We start from the raw sequence: 17916 nt of genomic DNA on the forward strand, positions 1-17916 counted from the left end.
TTTTAGGTATTATTCTTTTAAAAAGCTTGGAATATTAATCCAATGAGGAAGAATTTTCTCTGATGATACATTTGGTGTACATGAAAGAAACCTTTTGACTTGGATAAATTGTGAAATACAAAGATTCCCGAGTGGATTCAGGTTAAGACATCAAGGAGTGCCTGATCTTCAAACAATGGTTCTATCCCATGGAATTGTGATGAAAGCAAATGTATACATGAGGGAGAATTTCCTGCCGGCCGATTTTCGGCTCAGATACAAAGAGAGATTTAAATAAATTATAGATTACCAATTAATTCCTGTGGCAATATTTTCTCTAAAATTGCTTTTTGGTTTTTCTCAACAACTAAAAATTTCCAATTTGTTATTCCATTATCAGAAATGCAATAAACATCTTTTTCAGATTGAATTTCAAAAAAACCAGTATCATCATTATATTTTACATTGGCGGCACCAAAAGTATTATCCAAAGATAATTTTATAATACTGACCATGTTTATTGTTTCATCTTCTGTCTGGCTTTGTTCACTTTTCACTTTCATATCCATTTGATTGGAATAAGTCAAAAGAGCATAATACTTCTCTTGAATTTTTAGATGATCCTCGATTTTTAAAATTTCAGGGTTTTTAATTTTTATTTCCAAAGAGGGATTATTGAAGCTTTGTTCCATGACAGAAATCATTTGAGCCTTAGGGACAATTTCAAATACCTCTGGAACTATGTATTCCACAGATTGCTCAAAATCAAAATTTACAATAGAATTGATATATGCCGTGAAGTCTGCTTCTATTTCTTTTTTGTAATCCTGCGCATTAACCAAAGAATAACAGGCTACAAATACAATGGTCATCAGTTTTTTCATACACTATTTTTTTTAAGTTTTGGGTTGATTAAAATTAAACAATCAGGTCTAATTTTTCTTAAGGTTGCAAAATTTAATATTTTAAAAATTCCGCATTTTCTTTCCTATTTTGAAATGGGGAAGCACAAACAATTTTTTCTCTTGTAAAGTTGAATGACTTCGGTCTTGTTTAACCACTTTAATGGACTTTGGTAACTGGCACAGCACCTCATGTTGGGGGACCAATATTACCTGCAGGAGCACCAACGGTGCTTATTGGAGGCTTGCCTGCCGCACGTGTAGGGGATATGGCCTTCTGTACCGGGCCACCTGACAGCATTGTCGTCGGGTCTGGCACGGTGTTCATTGGCGGTAGGCCAGCTGCAAGAATGGGAGACACCACCTCCCACGGAGGGGTAAATGTCGCTGTGGCAATGAACGTGTTGATAGGCGGTTGATTAATCAGTATTTTGCTGAATATTCATTCATTTTTTTAATTTAGCATGACAGAAAACCTTAATATATGGTGATTGAAATACAGTAGAAATAGTTGGAAATTTATTGCCCCAGTAAATCAGCAAGAGCGAACCTGATTCGGGGTATAAATGAAAGTTAGTAGGAAGCGAAGAATCTTAGATTCATGCCAACTTCAGTCTTCTTTCTAAACATCGGTCATCGGTCATCAGACATTCAACAAGTTCCTTTCAACACAACAAAAAAAAGCTCCATGTCCCTCGAAATCCTCCTCCGTTATGTCCACTTTATCAGCATTTTTGCCATAGTGGGTTCGCTTGTAGCTGAGCATCTGCTGTTAAAGAAGACCTTGACCAGGTCTGAAATTGATCGATTGTCAAAAGTTGATGGGGTATATGGTTTGGCGGTTCTGGTACTTTTGGCAGCAGGCTTGACGCTTTGGCTTGGCGGCTATGGTAAGCCAACAGCTTTTTACAGCAGTAATCTGGTTTTCCACACCAAGTTGGCCTTGTTTGTAATCCTTGGGATTTTGTCCATTTATCCCACTGTTTATTTTATCAAAAATCGAAAAGGAGATCCCAATGAAAACCTTTCCGTCCCAAAATCGATCTTCTGGATGTTGAGATTTGAGTTACTGTTATTGCTAATTATCCCGTTTCTGGCAGGGTTGATGGCAAAGGGGATTGGGTTTTAGGGGTGAATTTATTAACCAACAATTTCCATGACTTTTCGTCATTAAAAATATTTCAGAATCTGACCATCATTGGTAATTATTTCCAAAGATTTTGACTTCGCTTGGGCAATAATTAACCTGTCAAATGGGTCTTGGTGATAGAAAGGCAGTCTCAAAAGTAACTCCAAATCATCAAAATCATATTCTAAAAGTTTAAAACCCTTTCTATCCAGATATTCTTTTAAGTCGTCTAAACTTCCATTTAATTTTAATCTACCAATACTGAGTTTTATAGCAATTTCCCATATGCTGGCGTTGCTCAAAAATATTTGATTTGCTTTATTTTCTATTTTGCTTTTAGTTTCATTGTTTATTCTTTTATCTCCAACAATATACCATAGAAGAATATGTGTATCAATTAGGTATTTCATTTTTTGTATTCATTAAAAGCATCCAGAGGTTCATTGAAGTCATCAGAAATATATTCCACCAAATGCTTACCTGAACCAAATATTTTAGTATCAGATTTTCCCATTTTTAAGCTCAATTTTTTCTTCATTTCAAGGATATTATTAAGAGCCTTTTGATCATTTAGGCCTGCTATCCAATCAATTAGTTCAACTTTTATGGTGTCAATGTTCATATCTTCAAAATTTTAAGCTTTTTTTGATTTACAATTTAAATATACAACCATTGTCTTATTTTTCATTAAATGAATTTGTTTCTATATCTCCAAGCCGTTTTCTTTATTACTTAACCATGATCTATTTTATTACGTGCCAATCTTTGTAATCAAAAACTGAAAAGAAGATTCCAATGGAGTTGTTGTTTCTGATTATCCCGTTTCTGGCAGGGTTGATGGCAAAGGGGATTGGGTCTTAGGGGTGATTTTATATCGAATATTTCAAAACCACTCCGCCTGTCAATAATTGCTGGACCGATACGAGAGACAAATTTTTTGAACCAATACCATGTCTGAAAAGTGGCCTTCCGCTACCTAAAATAACCGGAGCTATGCCAATGCGGTATTCGTCAAAAAGATTGTTATCAATGAAGGTTTCAGAAAGGTTGGCACTGCCAAAAACATATAAATCCTTACCGCCTTGTTCTTTAAGTTTCCTGATTTCGGCAGGGGCATTATCTTTGATCAATGTGGTGTTGTGCCAATTTGCGGAATTTAGCGTTTTGGAAAATACAATTTTGGGAATGGCGTTCATTAAGTCAGCAATTTCTCCTTCCTCTTTGGTCCAGTGTGCTGCCATCCCTTCATAAGTCACCCGACCAAATATGAGGTAGTCCGCTGAATGAAGTTGTTCAATACTGAGTTTTTCAAGCTCCGGTCCCCAGACAGTAAGGTGAAATGGTAAATCCCAACTGTGATTTCCCTCAAAGTATCCATCAAGGGAAATGATATTCCACATGATCAGCTTTCTCATTTTTCAATTCTAAATTGAGAGAAAATATAAACAGGATTGGGGATTTTATCAAATAGTAGTTTTATTAATAATGCAAGGATGCCATTCTACCAAGAAAATGGAAGCACATAATAATCCCCGAAAGAATGCTAGAATAGCCGTTTCATAGATCATCGGATTCCCGACCTGTCTCTAATCGAATTTTGAGTTTCTGGAAAGAAAGCATTTTACCATATTGTTATTCTTCATCAGATAGCCTTTCAACAAACTTTTTCCCTAATGGCGAAAGCTCATAACCAACTGTATGACTGATCGTCAAGCCTAGATATTTATTTTCAACCACTCTTTTTGAAATCCTGTTAAATTGGTAATTCCTATAGCATGTAAGTGGGGATTGTCTTTTATGGTGAGCAATATTTTCTGCGTCCAGTTCCCTTGTTTACTGTATTTGTCCAGTCGTATCAATTTTTCTTTGAGCGTTTCATACCTTTCGTCAGTCAACTTTTGATCTCTCAGCTCAATGCGGGGATCTTCCGAATGATAGCGGACTTCTATTCTGTAAATATTTCCTTTATCATCATCTCGTAATGATTTCAGCAACTGTTCTTTGTTTTCAAAACCTGCCCGGAGCACATCCACTTCAGTTATCAAATCTTCTTCAATTGTGGCTATGCTAAAAATTTCAACTAAACCGATGGCTGTTTTCAGTAAAGTACCTTGATTGACAGATGCTTTATCCCATTTTCGAAAGGCCAATGAGATATCCCCAGATCGGATTCCTTGAAGATGAACTTGTTTGAATAGCATAAACTTCTGTTACTTAAATCTTTACTGACACAATTTAACCTTTTGAGAGTTTTTCCAATGCTTGGGAATTCGTAAAGCTTTTTTGCTGACCTATGTTACTTTCATGAGTCCCTTAAACTTGTTTTGATAGGACAGCAGCTCAACCCACATTTTGAAAGGTAAAAAAATTTGGCGTTTTTAATCTTTAATCTTAAATGCTTCGCCAATACCTAAAAAGATTCCATATAAAGCGGTATTGCAAATCCCTAAGATAAAAAGGTGTAGATGCAATCTACACACAGAGGGGAAGTAAGGATAAACAATAAAAAATAACCAAATTATTCCGAAACAATTTTCCTTACCCCATCAGTGGATCGCCTCATCGGTAATTTTCTCCAGAGCTTCTTTCATTTTGGAAAGCACCTCTCTTTGATTGTCTAGCTGGTAGGTCTGGATCAGACGGTTGGGATTTTCATAGCCTATGAAGGTGATACTGCCTTCCTTATATACCAAAATTTTCAAGGGCAGCTCTATGGCCACTTGAGGATTTTCCTTCATGAGTTTCGTCCCCACCTCCGGATTGCCAAAGATCAATACATCTGTCGGATTGAGGTCCATATTTGCTTTGCCGGCTGCCTCAGCGTGATCAATATGCTGAACAAGATTAAGGCCCATATCATTAATACCGAATTTAAGCTTTTTCAGTGTGGTTTCATGGTCGTTGTTACTTTGTTTCACTATTAAATCCTGGGCAGTGGCCAGCATCGAAAAACTTGTAGTCAATAACAAAAAAAGGATTGATTGAAGTAGTTTCATAATCTGCGAGTTTGTATGTAACACAAAAAAACCCAGCCTATGGCCAGGTTTCCATTTTTATTACTTCATGTGCCACCGTATTTGGGCTTATGGATATTTGGTTTATCGGGATTTCTGTTGTGATTGGATTCTAAATGGGATGGCACCTCACCATCTTCATCCAGATGTTCCTTCATAACTTCATCCTCTTTTTTCAGTTCCTCTTTTGAAGAGCCCTTCTTTATACTTGCCTTATCTTTACCCGGATCAGAAGGGTTTGATTTTCCTTGTTGGGACGGTGTGTTCTTATCTTCTGACATCATATTGGTTTTTTGTTAAAGATCATTTACAGTTTTTATCTGTTAAAATTATAAAAGTTGGATGATAAAGTATTTATAAAAAATTAAACTTTTTTTATACTTTTTCTATTTGTAATGGCTCGTTCCACCATGGCAGAGGCTCAAGACCATGCAGGGAGTTCTGAAACAAAATTCACGGTTTTTTGAGTAATCTCTTTTCCAAAATTTCTCTGTAAGCATTTGCCAAAGGAATGGTCTCTCCAGCTATGGTGACCTGATGCTTTTCCAGCTTATCGATACCGGTTAGATTTACCACATAAGATTTATGGATTCTCATAAAGGTATCATTGGGTAATATGGAAAGTATATCTGAAATAGTCATTCTGGTGCTCAGAGTCCCTGATTTGGTATGGATAAATAAAAGATTGCCTTCTGACTTGACATATTTGAGTTCACTCAGATTGACCCTGACCCAGTCGTAGCTGTCTTTGAAAAAGACACTGTTTTCCTCTCCCTTCTTCTTTACAATTTCTTGAAATGCCCTATTGGATGCGGTTAAGAAACGCTCAAAACCAAAGGGTTTCAGCAGATAATCCAATGCCTGCAACTCATAGCCCTGAAGCGCAAATTCTGAATAGGCTGTAGTAAAAATAAAGGATTTACCCAGTGGTTGGATTATTTTAGCCAATTCTGTACCCTTCAATCCCGGCATGTTGATATCCAGAAAAATAAGATCGGGTTGGTTTTCAAAAATATATTGAAGCCCTTCCTTAGGATCGGTGAAGCTTTTATCCAGATGGATAAAGGGCAACTTTTCTACATACATTTGGATAAGCTCTAATGCAGGAACTTCATCATCTATGGCTACGGCATTTATCAACATTGTTATTCTTTTAGATTTATTTTTAAAAAAACTTTGAAGGCAGCACCATCGTCTTCAATCTTCAGCGCATGTCTATTGGGGTAAATGGACTTTAACCTTTGTTTTACCAGTTGAATCCCTTGACCTGTTCCTTTATTCTCATTCACATGCTTTATGGAAAAGTAGTTTTGAGTCACCAAAGTCAATTCTCCATCTTCCACTTTTAGATCGATCTCAAGTTTGACTTTGCCGGATTCCGATCCAAAATCGGCAAACTTAAATGTATTTTCTATCAGAGGTTGTACCATCATCGGACTGATTTGGACTTCAATCCCATCCCACACTACTTGAACATTCAAGACATCTTTCCCTTTTTTTCTATATCTATCTTTGTGAACTTGAATGTATTTTTCCAGAAAGCCTAATTCATCCTCAATGCTTATCATATCTAACTTAGATTTTTCCAGTGCAAAACGCATCAGCCCAGAAAGCTGTAAAATCTGACTTGCAGTCTGTTCACTTCCTTCAGACATCGCAGTACTGTAAGTGGTGTTCAAGGCATTGAACAGAAAATGCGGATTGAGTTGGGACTGCAATAACATCAGTTCCGCCCTTTCTTTTTGCTGAAGGAGTTTAGCTTGCTTGCGCTTGACATGGATAAGGTCAGACACCCATGTAAAAGCCAAAAAGTACAATGCAATAATCAAAGTAACAGTAAGGTTGTCTTTCATCAGTTCCTCTTCCCCCTGAGTGGTCCATTGCAATAATTCAAAAACCAAAGCCAACAAAATCAATTCTATGGCAATAAATGAAATGGAGGAGAAAAAGGATTCTTTCCATTTTAAAAAAACATAACGGAAATTTAACCAAGCTACCAAATTGATAAGTAGAAAAACAAAAGACCAACTCAAAAGGTAAACTGCTATACTACCAAGGTAATTCTCCTCGGTTTCCAAAATTTCAAAAGTCACTATTTCCTGAAATCGGAATAGCCAATAACCCAAAACGAGCAGAAAAATGAGAACAGAAAAAATGATGTGGGTTCTTTTTTCTTTCATACTAAAAGTAATTTTCATCAATGTCTGAAACCGTCACATAAATAGTGCTTCCCTTCATTTTTTTGATGGCTTGTTTAGCAGTGCCCTCTTGCCTTCTTACCAAGTGTAAAGTAGTCATCATCATCTGATATTCCTGTAAGGCCTCTAAATAATAGGTTTTACCCGCTTCCAAGGTAAGGCTATATTCTTTTTTATCAGTCAAATTTTTAAGGACACTTCCTTGAGTTGTCAACCAAACTTTGCCTGGATTCACTTTTATCTCATAATAGTTATTTGATCGAATCTCTTTTAAAACTGGGATTTCATTCAATTCCAGTTCAAATCCGGTTGTAAAGATGATGCTTGATTTTCGGTAAATAACCAAAGTAGCCTCTTCTTCTTTTTGTGGAATATAGGATTTTGAATGTTCGTTCAAAAAGAAGAAAAAGCAAAATGCCAAGAGGAATCTTATGTGAATCAACACTGCCATTATTGTTTTTCCCTGGATATGACGACCAAGACCCTCAAGTAAAGGGCAGAAACCCTATCTGAAAATGAGTTTTGAATGTTCACTTCTGAAGACCTCCACATCGGTGTGCCAATTCCACCTCTATAGCCCAATTGCACACTTTGCATAACGGAAATCGGTCTATATGCCCTTGGTAAATATTCTATTGCAACATCATAAGTTCCCGAGAAATGATCCAACTTTGGCCAAGCAAAATTAGGTGGGTTGTTTGGCAAGTCGTTTAAATCAAAGCTTCTACTATCTACCTGTCTAAGGTACAGTGACCGGGCTTGAAATCCAGCTCCGGCATGCAGAATCAAATAATACCTGTCATTGGCTACGACAGCTTTCCCTATCTTAAAATCAAAAAAAACATCACGGGTATCAACAAAAGTTCTAACAGGCCTATTTTGAACGCTAGCAGTTGTAGGAAAAATAGGGAAAGCCCCAAAAATAGAGTAAAACATATCCTTTTTCCTCCAAGCTATTCCCGCCGCAATAAATTCAATAAACCTTCTTTGATTCAGATCAAATTCTGCGTTCAGTTTTTGGTTCATATTATTGTAGCCAAAATTATAGGAAAGAGAGGGGACAGGGCTTAAATAAAACATGGTGCTTTTTTCGAAGGTTTCAAGCAATTCTTCCTCAGGTTCCACATCCAGGTCAATCACTTGTCCAAATACCGAAGAACATCCCATTGTTAAGAAAAGTACAAATAAGAAAAGAGGGGTTTTCATGACTAAAGTGTGTTAAAGGTTTAGGCTTCAAATCAAAAAAAACAAATCGGAATTTTCAACTAAATGGGATGTCGGTCCAAAAAGAAGTGATATAGGTGCTTAGGTTTGATTTGTGGCCTATATTGTTTTCCATGAATTCGTCTTCAATGGCACGGTCTCATCTGAAACAATCACTTGGCAAGAACAAGGGTCTAAAAACCGGTTAAGTTTTAAAGAATAAACTAAGGTCATCAAACCTCGCATGGCGCAGTTTGCAATACCCTAAAATTTAGATATTGGCCTTTTGAAATCCACTGACCTATAAGTAAATTATCCCTAGCCTGTGATAAAAAAACCCTATTTTTAAAAAATTCAAAATTCATCATTCAAAATTCTCACTCACTTTTCAGCGAATCAGCAGGATTCGTCAGCGCTGCTTTTAAAGACTGGAACCCTACGGTGATAAGTGCCAAGGTCACCAATCCCAAAGCGGCAAGTAAAAATGTACTACCACTGATGCCCACATGAAAAGCAAATCCGGATAGGTATTCTTTTGCAAGGAACCATGCTATTGGGCTTCCAATCAGAATGCTGATCAATACCAACTTAGTAAAATCCCCGCAAAGCATCAGCACCAAATTAAACGATGTCGCTCCCATTACTTTTCTGATACCAAGTTCTTTTGTCCTCTTTGCCGCAGTGAATGTTGCCAAACCAAACAGCCCCAAACATGAGATCAAAATTGAAATGACCATAAAACTCATGGAGAGCTTACCTAAGACCAAATCTGATCTGTATTGTTGCTCAAACTGTTCGTCCAAAAAGGTGAATTCAAAGGGATAGTCTGGACTATGCGCTTTGAAGACTTTTTCAATTCCGGCCAGGGATTCTGCCACCGATGCAGATGGATTGATTTTCACAAAATAATGTGCACCAAGATTCTCCGAATAAAGGAAGACCAAAGGCTCTATTCCCATCTTCAGGTTGTCGTTGTGAAAATCTTCTGTCACGCCTACAATCTTTCCCTTGTTACCCCAAACACCCAATTCTGAACCGATCACTTCATGCTCTGAAATTCCCATGACTTCCATCGCGCTGCGGTTGATGATGTAACTGAGGGAATCCTGGCTTTCTCCAATAAAATTTCTCCCTTGGAACATGGCAATGCCCATGGTCGGTATAAAACCCTCATCGGACCTGAACAGCTTGAAATGGATAGAGGCATCCTTGGCTTTCCCCTGCCAATCAATTTCGGTAGTGGTAATCGGGATGACAAATATATTGTTTCCCCCGAAGCCTATGTTTTCCACATTGGCCAATTGCTTCATGGCGTTTTTGAAGGGGGCAGTATGGGCAATCAAATCCCTGTTCTGGTCAATGACCAAAACCTGACTCCTGTCAAATCCAAGGTCTTTGTTGCTGATATACTTGATTTGTTGGTAAATGATGATACTTCCCACCACCAATACCACTGCAGAGGCAAACTGGATGACCACCAATGTTTTTCTCAAACCATTTCCAGTCAGCAGGCTTCCTGCATTTCCATGAAAAATTGCCAGGGGTTTGAAAGAAGAAAGAAAAATGGCAGGATAAATTCCAGCCAACAAACCGCAAACCAAGGTAATCACAACAGCCCCTCCCAAAAACCATGGATCGAACATATCCAATTGAATGGATTTGGAGGTAATGGTATTGAAGAAGGGGAGTAAGGAATGCACCAGAAATATGGCCAACAACAAGCCCAAAAATGCAATGATCAACGATTCCAACATAAAATGAAGCACTAAGCCTGGCCTGTTTGCTCCGATGATTTTTTTGACACTGACTTCTTTGTTTCTGCTTGCGGCACTTGCCGTTGCCAGGTTCATAAAATTGATACAGGCCATCAGCAGGATAATTCCCGCTACTATGGAGAACAAAATGACCTGCTCGATTCTTCCCCCTACATTTTTGCCGCCTTCAAACCTGCCATAGAGGTACAGTTTGCTGAAGCCATACAGAAACGGACTTGTGGTACATTCACTGCAATTTCTTTTGATCAGGGTTTCCAGTTTTTGATTGACGCTGGGCAGAGAAGCCTGGGGGTCCAATTTCAAAAAAGTATTTGTTCCTCCTGTCTGCCATCCCTGCATCCATGGGTTTTCTTGGTAATAGACTTCAAAAGGTGCTACAAACTCAAACTGAATTCTTGAATTTGCCGGAACATCGGCAAAAACAGCAGAGACCATAAATTCCTGTGTCTGTTCCACCTGAACGGTTTTACCGATCGGGTCTGAATTCCCAAATAATTTATTTGCGAGTTTTTGGGATAGGGCGATGGAATTGTGATCCGGCAGAGGATTGGACGGATCACCATGAACCAGTGGAAAATGAAAGATTTTAAAAAATCCGCTATCTGAATAAATCCCCTCTTCCTGAAAAGAAACTTCCTCATGTTGAACCAATAGGGTGGAGGACATATTGGTTTGGGTGATCTGATTGACTTCCGGGATTTCAGTGCGAATGGCTTCCTTCAATTTCGTAGGGGTGGCTCCATAAGTATGGATCTGCCCGTCCGGAAAGGTGTGGTTGATCATCACCTGATACAGGTGCTTGTCATCAGTATGGAATTTATCAAAACCATATTCATCCAACACCCACAAAAAGATAAAAATACCCGAAGTCAGGCCAATGGTAAGGCTGAGGATATTGACTACAGCGTTGGTTTTGTGACGGTGAAGATTTCTAAAAGCTGCCCTTAGTGTATGGAATACCATCATAGGAGAAAATTCATTTGCAAAGTGAATTCAAGCGTTATGCCAAATATAAACCGCTATTCAGCCAAGTTTCAGGAGACTTGTCAAAAATATTGTTCTTATGCGGACAATTTTTGTTCGTAGGTGGAATGATTAGGTAAACAATACGCCTCATTTCTGTTGGGACTTTCAATCATTAATAAGTGATTTTTTACACATGATTGATTCAGGTCATTCACAGTAGAAGCTTGACTTCTTGTTTCATTTTATTTAGGTGATTAGCTATAATTTTATATTTTATGTTATTAAAATTTAATTTGACTAATTAATTGAACTAAATATTGCAAAAACAGCTTAAATAAATTAGAATTTGATGAGGGGATGATTCCCCTTAGTCAGGGAGTAAAATAATCAATTGATCAATCAAAAAATCAACATACCATGAGCAATCAAAACAAGGATACCAAACCAACTCCAGAACAAAAAGACGCTGCGAAAGAAAGCATAGACCGCTTGCAGGAAAAAAATCCAGATAAAGAATTTGAGATTACGCCCGAAGACGAAAGGGCACTGGGACCTATTGGCCTAAGCATGGATGGTGGAGAAGATGAGGAATTACTGAGAAGGAAACGAAAGGTCGATTTTGCAGGGAAGGACCTTGATATCCCCGGTAGTGAATTGGATGATGCGCAGGAGCGAAGAGGCAGCGAAGACGAAGAAAACAACCATTATAGCCTGGGCAGCGACGACAACGAGGATCTTGAAAGGGGGTAGGGGAGTGAACATTTTTTATGGTATCTACATTCTGAAAACCCAAATCAAATAGCTAAAATTTCAGTCTAAGGTATTACAAAAATAGGCTCATCCAATTTTTTCATAACTCTTTTAAACTACTCTTTGATGATTTGGTATTCCATACTAGAAGCACCTGGACTTCCGGTTATACTCATACCTTCTATGATGCTAATTACACTGGTTTCGACATCATGGTTATAGAAAGATACCGTTGCACCTCCAGATGAGTCTGTAAGAATATAAGGAGCCCAGAAAAGTGTTACCCGTTTGTCAGGTTTAATGTGTTCCGGTTCTTGTATGTCGTATTTGGGGGAGTAAAATTCCCGTTCAATTTGAAATCCAGTTTCATTGAATTCGTTCGGATTACCTTTGGATGGATTAAGTTGTTCGGTACCTCTTTTGGTATAGAAACCTATAACGCCATTTGCTCCTCTAGCCCCAAAGATACCAGCATCAGGCCCTTTCCAGACAGTAAAACTTTCAATATCCATAACTGGTAAAGAATGTAGCTCCCCAATATCAGCAGTGACGTCATCTATCAATATTAACGGTTCAGTATTGTAATTAATAGAGCTTACCCCCTGTATCCGTACTGTCCAGTCTATTCCAGATCCTCTGACCTGAACTCCGGCCACTCGGCCCTGTACAAGTTGAAGTGGATGAAGTTGGTTTTCCAGACTAGTAATTCCTGAAACTTTCATATTGACAGACCCTTTCCCAAAAATCTTAGAAGGCGAACTTTGGAAGTCTTCCCTTTTTCCACGTACTTCCACCTCTTCCAATGTAATCATCTCTTCATTGGGATCGTACGCTTTGTCAATTGCCTTGCGTTCCTCACTCTTAATTACAAAAGTACTTTCCATTTCCGTTTGTGTACCTTCAAACGGTAATATGGGAAATTGAACAATAGGGAAATCTTGTGGGTTTTCAGTTATGATCGTAACTGATTTTTTTCCCTTTTTTGTTTCTCCCTGTAACATCACATCTGAAGGCTCAAAATAGATAACGTTATTTATCTCAAACTCTCCTTGAGCATTGCTGCTGACAGTTTTGGTTTCGGGTATGGGATAGAAGGACAATAAAGAGACTTTTCCATCAACAACAGGCTTACTGTTAAATTCTTCCACTATTTTTCCTTTAATGGTTAACCCTTTCTCAACTCTGTAAAGTGTGTCACCCAAATTATGGCTCAATGCGTCCTTTATCGTAAACCTTCTCCATCCTTGTGTAAGCAACAGATAGTCCAAAGCTTCTTCCCGGTCTTCGTTCTTGGGATTAAAATAATAGCCTGGAGACTCTATGTATCCTCTGAGATCCGATGATAGCAACAGATAACTTGAAATTGTTTCTCTGTTATCTTCAGTAGGAATCTGTTGTTGATCATATACGGCCAAAGACAGGTTAGCGACTACAGGCATTTCATTCATGTCATTGGCTTGGATATGCAGTGTCACTTGTTCTCTTGGCCCATAGGTATCCTTATCAGTGGTGATTTGAAGGGTTAATTGATCTTTTTGATCAATATAAATCAACCTTTCAGCAAGGGGAATTCCATTGCTGTCCGTCACTGTGATCTGTGCAATTCCGGATTGAAATTCTGATTTTGGAATTTTGGCTATTGCCATATTGGTAGAGAGGTCTGCCCGACCCGAATAACAAACAATTCCTCGAGTTTGCGCTAGAATGTAAATTGTTTTGGTACTTCTATAATCAGTAGTCAGGATCTTTACCAAGACACTATCTGATTTTGACGAGTTATTGACTGAAAGGGTCAATCCAGATTCTTTTATCCTTGGAAGGGTTACTTCTTGTTCATGATCATCAATGATCACTATGTATTGTTTTCCTTTTTGAGGAGTGATGAAAAATGCACCCATTCCCAAGTCATTACTAGTAAATTTTCCAATCACATGGTCTCCTTCAAGAATTTTACCGGTGATACGTCTTCCCAGGCCATCGGATCCAGTAGCTTTGACTGCCACTTTGCTAAAATTTCCATAAACAAGATCACCTCCTTCCGGAAAAAATTGAATATCTAAAAGGTTTTCAGGAATGCTATTTTGGTGGGATGATTCACTATTCCAAATTTTAATATTTCTATGAAAGAAATAATCTTCACCACTGTTCTTCATCCAATTTGTGTAAGCACGAACAAGGTAGTTACCGGATTCCAAAGAATCAGGTATATGGATGAAACCCGCAGCTGAACCATCTAATGAGAAAAGCTTTATATGCTGAACAAGTTGCTTGTTTCCATTTACCAACTCTACATAAATTGCCTGGCTTAATGGCGAAGGCTCGTGAAAAGCACCCGCTGTGAGATAGGTTTTGAACCAAATTGTTTCACCAGTGGCGTAATACTGCCTGTCAAAATGGATGTATATTTTCTCTTGAGGACGTTCTTTCAGGTATTTTTCAAAACCGGCAATTATTCTAGCCAATGGATCTTCCAACAGAGAAAATGAAAACAGGTAAAAAATAACCGGAGCAAACAACAGATAATAGCAACTTATTTTTGGATTCTTGTTGAGCATAAAAAGATTGGAAATTTAAAAGAATACAATTCCTAAAATTGATGAAGTAAGAAAGAAAAATGTCCAACCCATGTTAGATGTCTGCTTTTAACTATTGCGATGAACAGATGGTCGCAAGTTGGATCATTCCCCCTGATCGAATGATTTTCCTTCTTTTGTTTATGAAAGTAGAAAAACACTTCAAATGCAAATTCAGTAGGAATTTTTACTATGCCAGATTTTTAGTTTAAAAAACATAACGTTAAAAACATGTATTAGTTTAATAACTAAAAAGCAAATAACATTTTTTTTTGCCAAATTAAAGTCATTTAAACTTTTTACTTAATCTTATAGAACTTCGTTTCAGCTGCCACATTGAGAGTTTTGTTTTACTATTTATTCATAAGGCACAAGACTTCCGGCTTCTGGGTGTAGTTTGCTACCACACATGGGTGAGGTTTGCAACTAAACCCTACTATCAACACCTTTCGACCGGATTCCGCGGCGTTATTTAAAGATCCATCACCGATTATCTACCGCTATCAATCTCTGGTAAAAATTTCTTAAAAAGACATCAGCCCAACTCACACTATGGAATTTCAAAAAATAAGGCATTCTTGGTCTTTGATCTGGTATGCTCCACCCATAACTGAAAATATTCCAATTTATTCAAAATTCCCAAATCGTAAATCGTAAATCGCAATTATCCCAGACAGTTTAAGTCAAAAATTTCAAAATTAAATATAATGTGTTAATTTATCTTCCATTAAAAAAAGTAACAAAGAAGCCATCTTAAGGTAGATTTCACCGCATATTCAAATAACAAATATCCAATTCCAACCAACATCCGTCACCCAACATCCAACATCCAACATCCAACATCCAACATCCGTCATCCAACATCCGTCATCCAACATCCAACATCCAACACTATGCCCCCCAACTCCTCCATCGAACAACAAAAAATCCTTCGGGTATTTAAGCTGATTAATCTCTTGCGCGGCAATATGGGTAAAACCGTGCGGAAGCTATCCGAACTGCTTGAAACCGATGAGCGGACCGTTTACAGGTACTTTAAGCTGTTGGAGGCCCTGGGCTTTCAGGTGGTCAAGGAACACGGCAAATTCAAGATTGAAGACCGGGTCGAAATCCCTACAAATTCTTTTGACGGCACCTTTACCGAAGAGGAAACCCAGTACCTTGCGCGGCTGCTGGGCAAGGGCAGCAGGAAAAACAAACTCCGCGAAACCATCATGCAGAAAATCCATATCCGATCGGATTTTCAGCGTGGGGTGGAACAATTGTTTGATGCGCACCTTGGGATACTCGTGGATAAGTTGGCCCTTGCGATCAAAAACAACCTGCAGACCACCCTGATCGACTATTATGCCATCAGCAGCGACTCGGTCAGTGACCGACTGGTAGAACCCGTGGCTTTTACCAAGGATTATGATTCTATCTTTGCATTTGAAGTCCAAAGCGGAGAAATGAAAACATTCAAACTGGACCGGATCGGAGAAGTGGCCTTAAGCACCCAAACCCATCAGCATAGCAAGCTGCACCGCTTGCCTCAGGAAGGGCTGTTTGGCTACTCGGGGGAGGCCAGGTTTCCGGTCAAGTTGAAGCTGAGCAAAAAGGCCTATCAGTTGCTGATCGAGGAACATCCCGCAGCCAAACCTTTCACTTACATTTCAAACCGAAACCAGTATTTTTTTGAAACCGCCGTGCCACAGCTGCCCGGCATCGCCCGTTTTGTACTTGGGCTTCCCGGAGAAATACAGGTGCTGGAAGGGGAGGAGTTGGTCCGGTATCTGCAGTCCCAACGGGAAAGAGCAGGATAAAAAAGCCTCCTGATTAAAAAATCAGGAGGCAAGTGCTTTATTGGTGCTCGTCCCGGAGTAGGTCATTGACCGTTTTCACAGGGTTAAAGGTGATCAAGGGGACTTCCACAAAAACGGTGTTCCAGCCTGCCATGGCCCCGTTCCAAAGTCCAGGTAATTCCAGGGCTTTGAGTTCTCTGCCACTTTTTGATTTTTCAGTGATAAATCCTGTTTTTGGGTCCCTGAACTTGAGCAGATCAAATTTATTTCCTTTATGATCCTTGGTCCCACAGGCCAAATCGACCGGATTGAAATGGGTCGCACCCTGAAAAATTTCCTTTTGTCTTTTGTCTTCCAAATTGATCTGGGCCGTTTCTGCTATCTGTAAGGAACTGGTTCCGTCACTTTCCTTGACCCAAAAAGGACCTCCGCCGGGCTCTCCGGTATTTTTTACCATTCCACAGACCCGCAAGGGTCTGTCGAGCTTGTTTAGCAGGTATTCGGCCTGGTCTTTTTCGGTTTTTTGCTCAAACCCTTCCGGCAATGGTAGGCCAAGTTCTTTGGTAAACACAAATTTAGCCAAGGCCAGGTCAGCGTCAGTATTGACATTTTCCAGTTTTTTCAGGGCGGCAAAGATTTTTTCCTGGATATCTATCAAAAGTCCGCCGAGGACCATCTTGTAATTTTTGGTGGGTTCTTTCAGTCGGTCAGGCACCACATTATCGATGTTTTTGATAAAAATAAGGTCTGCATCGATGTCGTTGAGGTTTTCCAACAAGGCCCCGTGTCCGGCGGGTCTGAAGAGCAATTCGCCGTCTTCCTCTTCAAATGGGGTGTTGTCCATATTGACCGCAATGGTATTGGTAGAAGCTTTTTGCTGGGAATAACTGACGTCAAATTTCACCCCGTATTTTGTCTCCAGCGAAGGCTGTATGGCCGCCACTTCCAGCTTGAACCGGTCCAAGTGTTCTGGAGAAACCGTAAAATGTAACCTGACCACATTGCCTTCACCCACACCATATTGTAATCCCTCCACGAAATGCTCATGGGCCGGGGTCCGGTTTTCATTGGGATAGCGGTGAAAGCGGAGAAGCCCTTTGGGCAGATTGCCATATCCGAGCCCGGAGTCATCCAAAAGATGGGTTAGGATCAGTTTGTATTGCTTGTCCGCCAAAGCCTTTTCAATGCTGCTGCCTGAAGCTTTCATGTTGTTGTCAAGATCCTGATAGAAGGCAAAGGACTTGATGTTGTCCATGAATTTTTTGACGAAAGCATTTTTACCCAAATCCTCGTGGTCTCCTTCAAGAAAACCAAAAAGATCCTTGAACATCCGGCTTGCCGCTCCGCTTGCAGGGACAAATTTGACGATTTTCCGGGTTTTACTCTGTAGTGGATAATCAGTGACCATCTTTTGTACTTCCTCTTCTGACAACGACTTGACCCCATTGCCTATGGTAGCTGCTGCTTCAATTTTCAGAAATGGAAACCCTTCCTGGAAATTTTTGATCTGTTCGGCCACTTGGGTTTCTGACATGCCCTGCCGGGCGATTTTTTCTTTGATGGTTGCTGTGATCATGTCGGTAATTTTGGTTTATGTAAAAATCAGTTTCGGTTTGGCCGGAAGACAATTTGCCCTTTCTTGGGCA

Annotated in this window: 18 protein-coding genes; 4 read left to right on the forward strand and 14 right to left on the reverse strand. The window is 39.2% G+C overall.

Translation table 11 applies throughout. The features are described 5' to 3' along the window. Nucleotides 1-278 precede the first annotated feature (278 nt). On the reverse strand, nt 279-863 hold the full coding sequence (locus tag H1A14_RS07985; protein ID WP_194775712.1) for a hypothetical protein: 585 nt from the start codon (nt 861-863) through the stop codon (nt 279-281). A gap of 188 nt (nt 864-1051) precedes the next feature. On the opposite strand from H1A14_RS07985, the gene H1A14_RS07990 reads away from it, so the two are divergent. Both H1A14_RS07990 and H1A14_RS07995 read left to right on the forward strand, forming a co-directional pair. After that, nucleotides 1052-1300 (forward strand): PAAR domain-containing protein, encoded by a 249-nt coding sequence (locus H1A14_RS07990; protein ID WP_194775713.1) that lies wholly within the window; start codon nt 1052-1054, stop codon nt 1298-1300. Nucleotides 1301-1569: 269 nt separating this feature from the next. Next, nucleotides 1570-2010, forward strand: coding sequence for a DUF2214 family protein (locus tag H1A14_RS07995; protein ID WP_194775714.1), 441 nt, complete (start codon nt 1570-1572; stop codon nt 2008-2010). A 41-nt stretch (nt 2011-2051) separates the two neighbouring features. Here the strand turns inward: H1A14_RS07995 and H1A14_RS08000 are convergent, their stop codons facing one another. The 11 genes from H1A14_RS08000 to H1A14_RS08050 form a co-directional block, all read right to left on the reverse strand. Further along, a complete protein-coding gene (locus H1A14_RS08000; protein WP_194775715.1) occupies nt 2052-2420 on the reverse strand; it encodes a type II toxin-antitoxin system VapC family toxin in 369 nt (122 codons plus the stop codon). Continuing rightward, nucleotides 2417-2632 (reverse strand): hypothetical protein, encoded by a 216-nt coding sequence (locus H1A14_RS08005; protein WP_194775716.1) that lies wholly within the window; start codon nt 2630-2632, stop codon nt 2417-2419. The genes H1A14_RS08000 and H1A14_RS08005 overlap by 4 nt, the downstream gene beginning before the upstream one ends. Nucleotides 2633-2879: 247 nt before the next feature. Continuing rightward, nucleotides 2880-3425 (reverse strand): dihydrofolate reductase family protein, encoded by a 546-nt coding sequence (locus H1A14_RS08010; RefSeq protein WP_194775717.1) that lies wholly within the window; start codon nt 3423-3425, stop codon nt 2880-2882. A gap of 300 nt (nt 3426-3725) precedes the next feature. Beyond that, nucleotides 3726-4211: a hypothetical protein gene (locus H1A14_RS08015; RefSeq protein WP_194775718.1), complete on the reverse strand. Its 486-nt coding sequence runs from the start codon at nt 4209-4211 to the stop codon at nt 3726-3728. Nucleotides 4212-4556: 345 nt separating this feature from the next. Next, nucleotides 4557-5006 carry a DUF302 domain-containing protein gene (locus H1A14_RS08020; protein WP_194775719.1) on the reverse strand — a complete coding sequence of 150 codons (450 nt, stop codon included), beginning with the start codon at nt 5004-5006 and terminating at the stop codon, nt 4557-4559. Between the two features lie 65 nt (nt 5007-5071). Then, entirely contained in the window at nt 5072-5308 is a 237-nt protein-coding gene (locus H1A14_RS08025; protein WP_194775720.1) for a hypothetical protein, read from the reverse strand. 169 nt (nt 5309-5477) lie between these two features. Further along, entirely contained in the window at nt 5478-6167 is a 690-nt protein-coding gene (locus H1A14_RS08030) for a LytR/AlgR family response regulator transcription factor (RefSeq protein ID WP_228527679.1), read from the reverse strand. A gap of 2 nt (nt 6168-6169) precedes the next feature. Continuing rightward, complete coding sequence (locus H1A14_RS08035; RefSeq protein WP_194775721.1) at nt 6170-7204, reverse strand: sensor histidine kinase; 1035 nt, start codon at nt 7202-7204, stop codon at nt 6170-6172. Between the two features lies 1 nt (nt 7205). Continuing rightward, the gene (locus H1A14_RS08040; RefSeq protein ID WP_194775722.1) at nt 7206-7673 is read right to left on the reverse strand and encodes a hypothetical protein; all 468 of its coding nucleotides are present in this window, start codon (nt 7671-7673) and stop codon (nt 7206-7208) included. Beyond that, nucleotides 7673-8428, reverse strand: a complete 756-nt coding sequence (locus H1A14_RS08045; RefSeq protein ID WP_194775723.1) for a hypothetical protein — start codon at nt 8426-8428, stop codon at nt 7673-7675. Before H1A14_RS08045 ends, H1A14_RS08040 begins: the two co-directional genes overlap by 1 nt. Nucleotides 8429-8802: 374 nt before the next feature. Further along, complete coding sequence (locus tag H1A14_RS08050; RefSeq protein WP_194775724.1) at nt 8803-11166, reverse strand: ABC transporter permease; 2364 nt, start codon at nt 11164-11166, stop codon at nt 8803-8805. 417 nt (nt 11167-11583) lie between these two features. Between H1A14_RS08050 and H1A14_RS08055 the strand changes: the two genes are divergently transcribed. Further along, nucleotides 11584-11916, forward strand: a complete 333-nt coding sequence (locus H1A14_RS08055; RefSeq protein WP_194775979.1) for a hypothetical protein — start codon at nt 11584-11586, stop codon at nt 11914-11916. Between the two features lie 116 nt (nt 11917-12032). Here H1A14_RS08055 and H1A14_RS08060 read toward each other — a convergent pair whose 3' ends face one another. Next, nucleotides 12033-14471: a TonB-dependent receptor plug domain-containing protein gene (locus H1A14_RS08060; protein ID WP_194775725.1), complete on the reverse strand. Its 2439-nt coding sequence runs from the start codon at nt 14469-14471 to the stop codon at nt 12033-12035. A gap of 911 nt (nt 14472-15382) precedes the next feature. On the opposite strand from H1A14_RS08060, the gene H1A14_RS08065 reads away from it, so the two are divergent. Then, on the forward strand, nt 15383-16291 hold the full coding sequence (locus H1A14_RS08065) for a helix-turn-helix transcriptional regulator (RefSeq protein WP_194775726.1): 909 nt from the start codon (nt 15383-15385) through the stop codon (nt 16289-16291). Between the two features lie 37 nt (nt 16292-16328). Here the strand turns inward: H1A14_RS08065 and H1A14_RS08070 are convergent, their stop codons facing one another. Beyond that, complete coding sequence (locus tag H1A14_RS08070; RefSeq protein ID WP_194775727.1) at nt 16329-17846, reverse strand: DUF4301 family protein; 1518 nt, start codon at nt 17844-17846, stop codon at nt 16329-16331. Nucleotides 17847-17916: the final 70 nt, after the last annotated feature.

This window comes from Pararhodonellum marinum, assembly GCF_015354735.1.
Classification (GTDB): Bacteria; Bacteroidota; Bacteroidia; order Cytophagales; family Cyclobacteriaceae; genus Pararhodonellum; species Pararhodonellum marinum.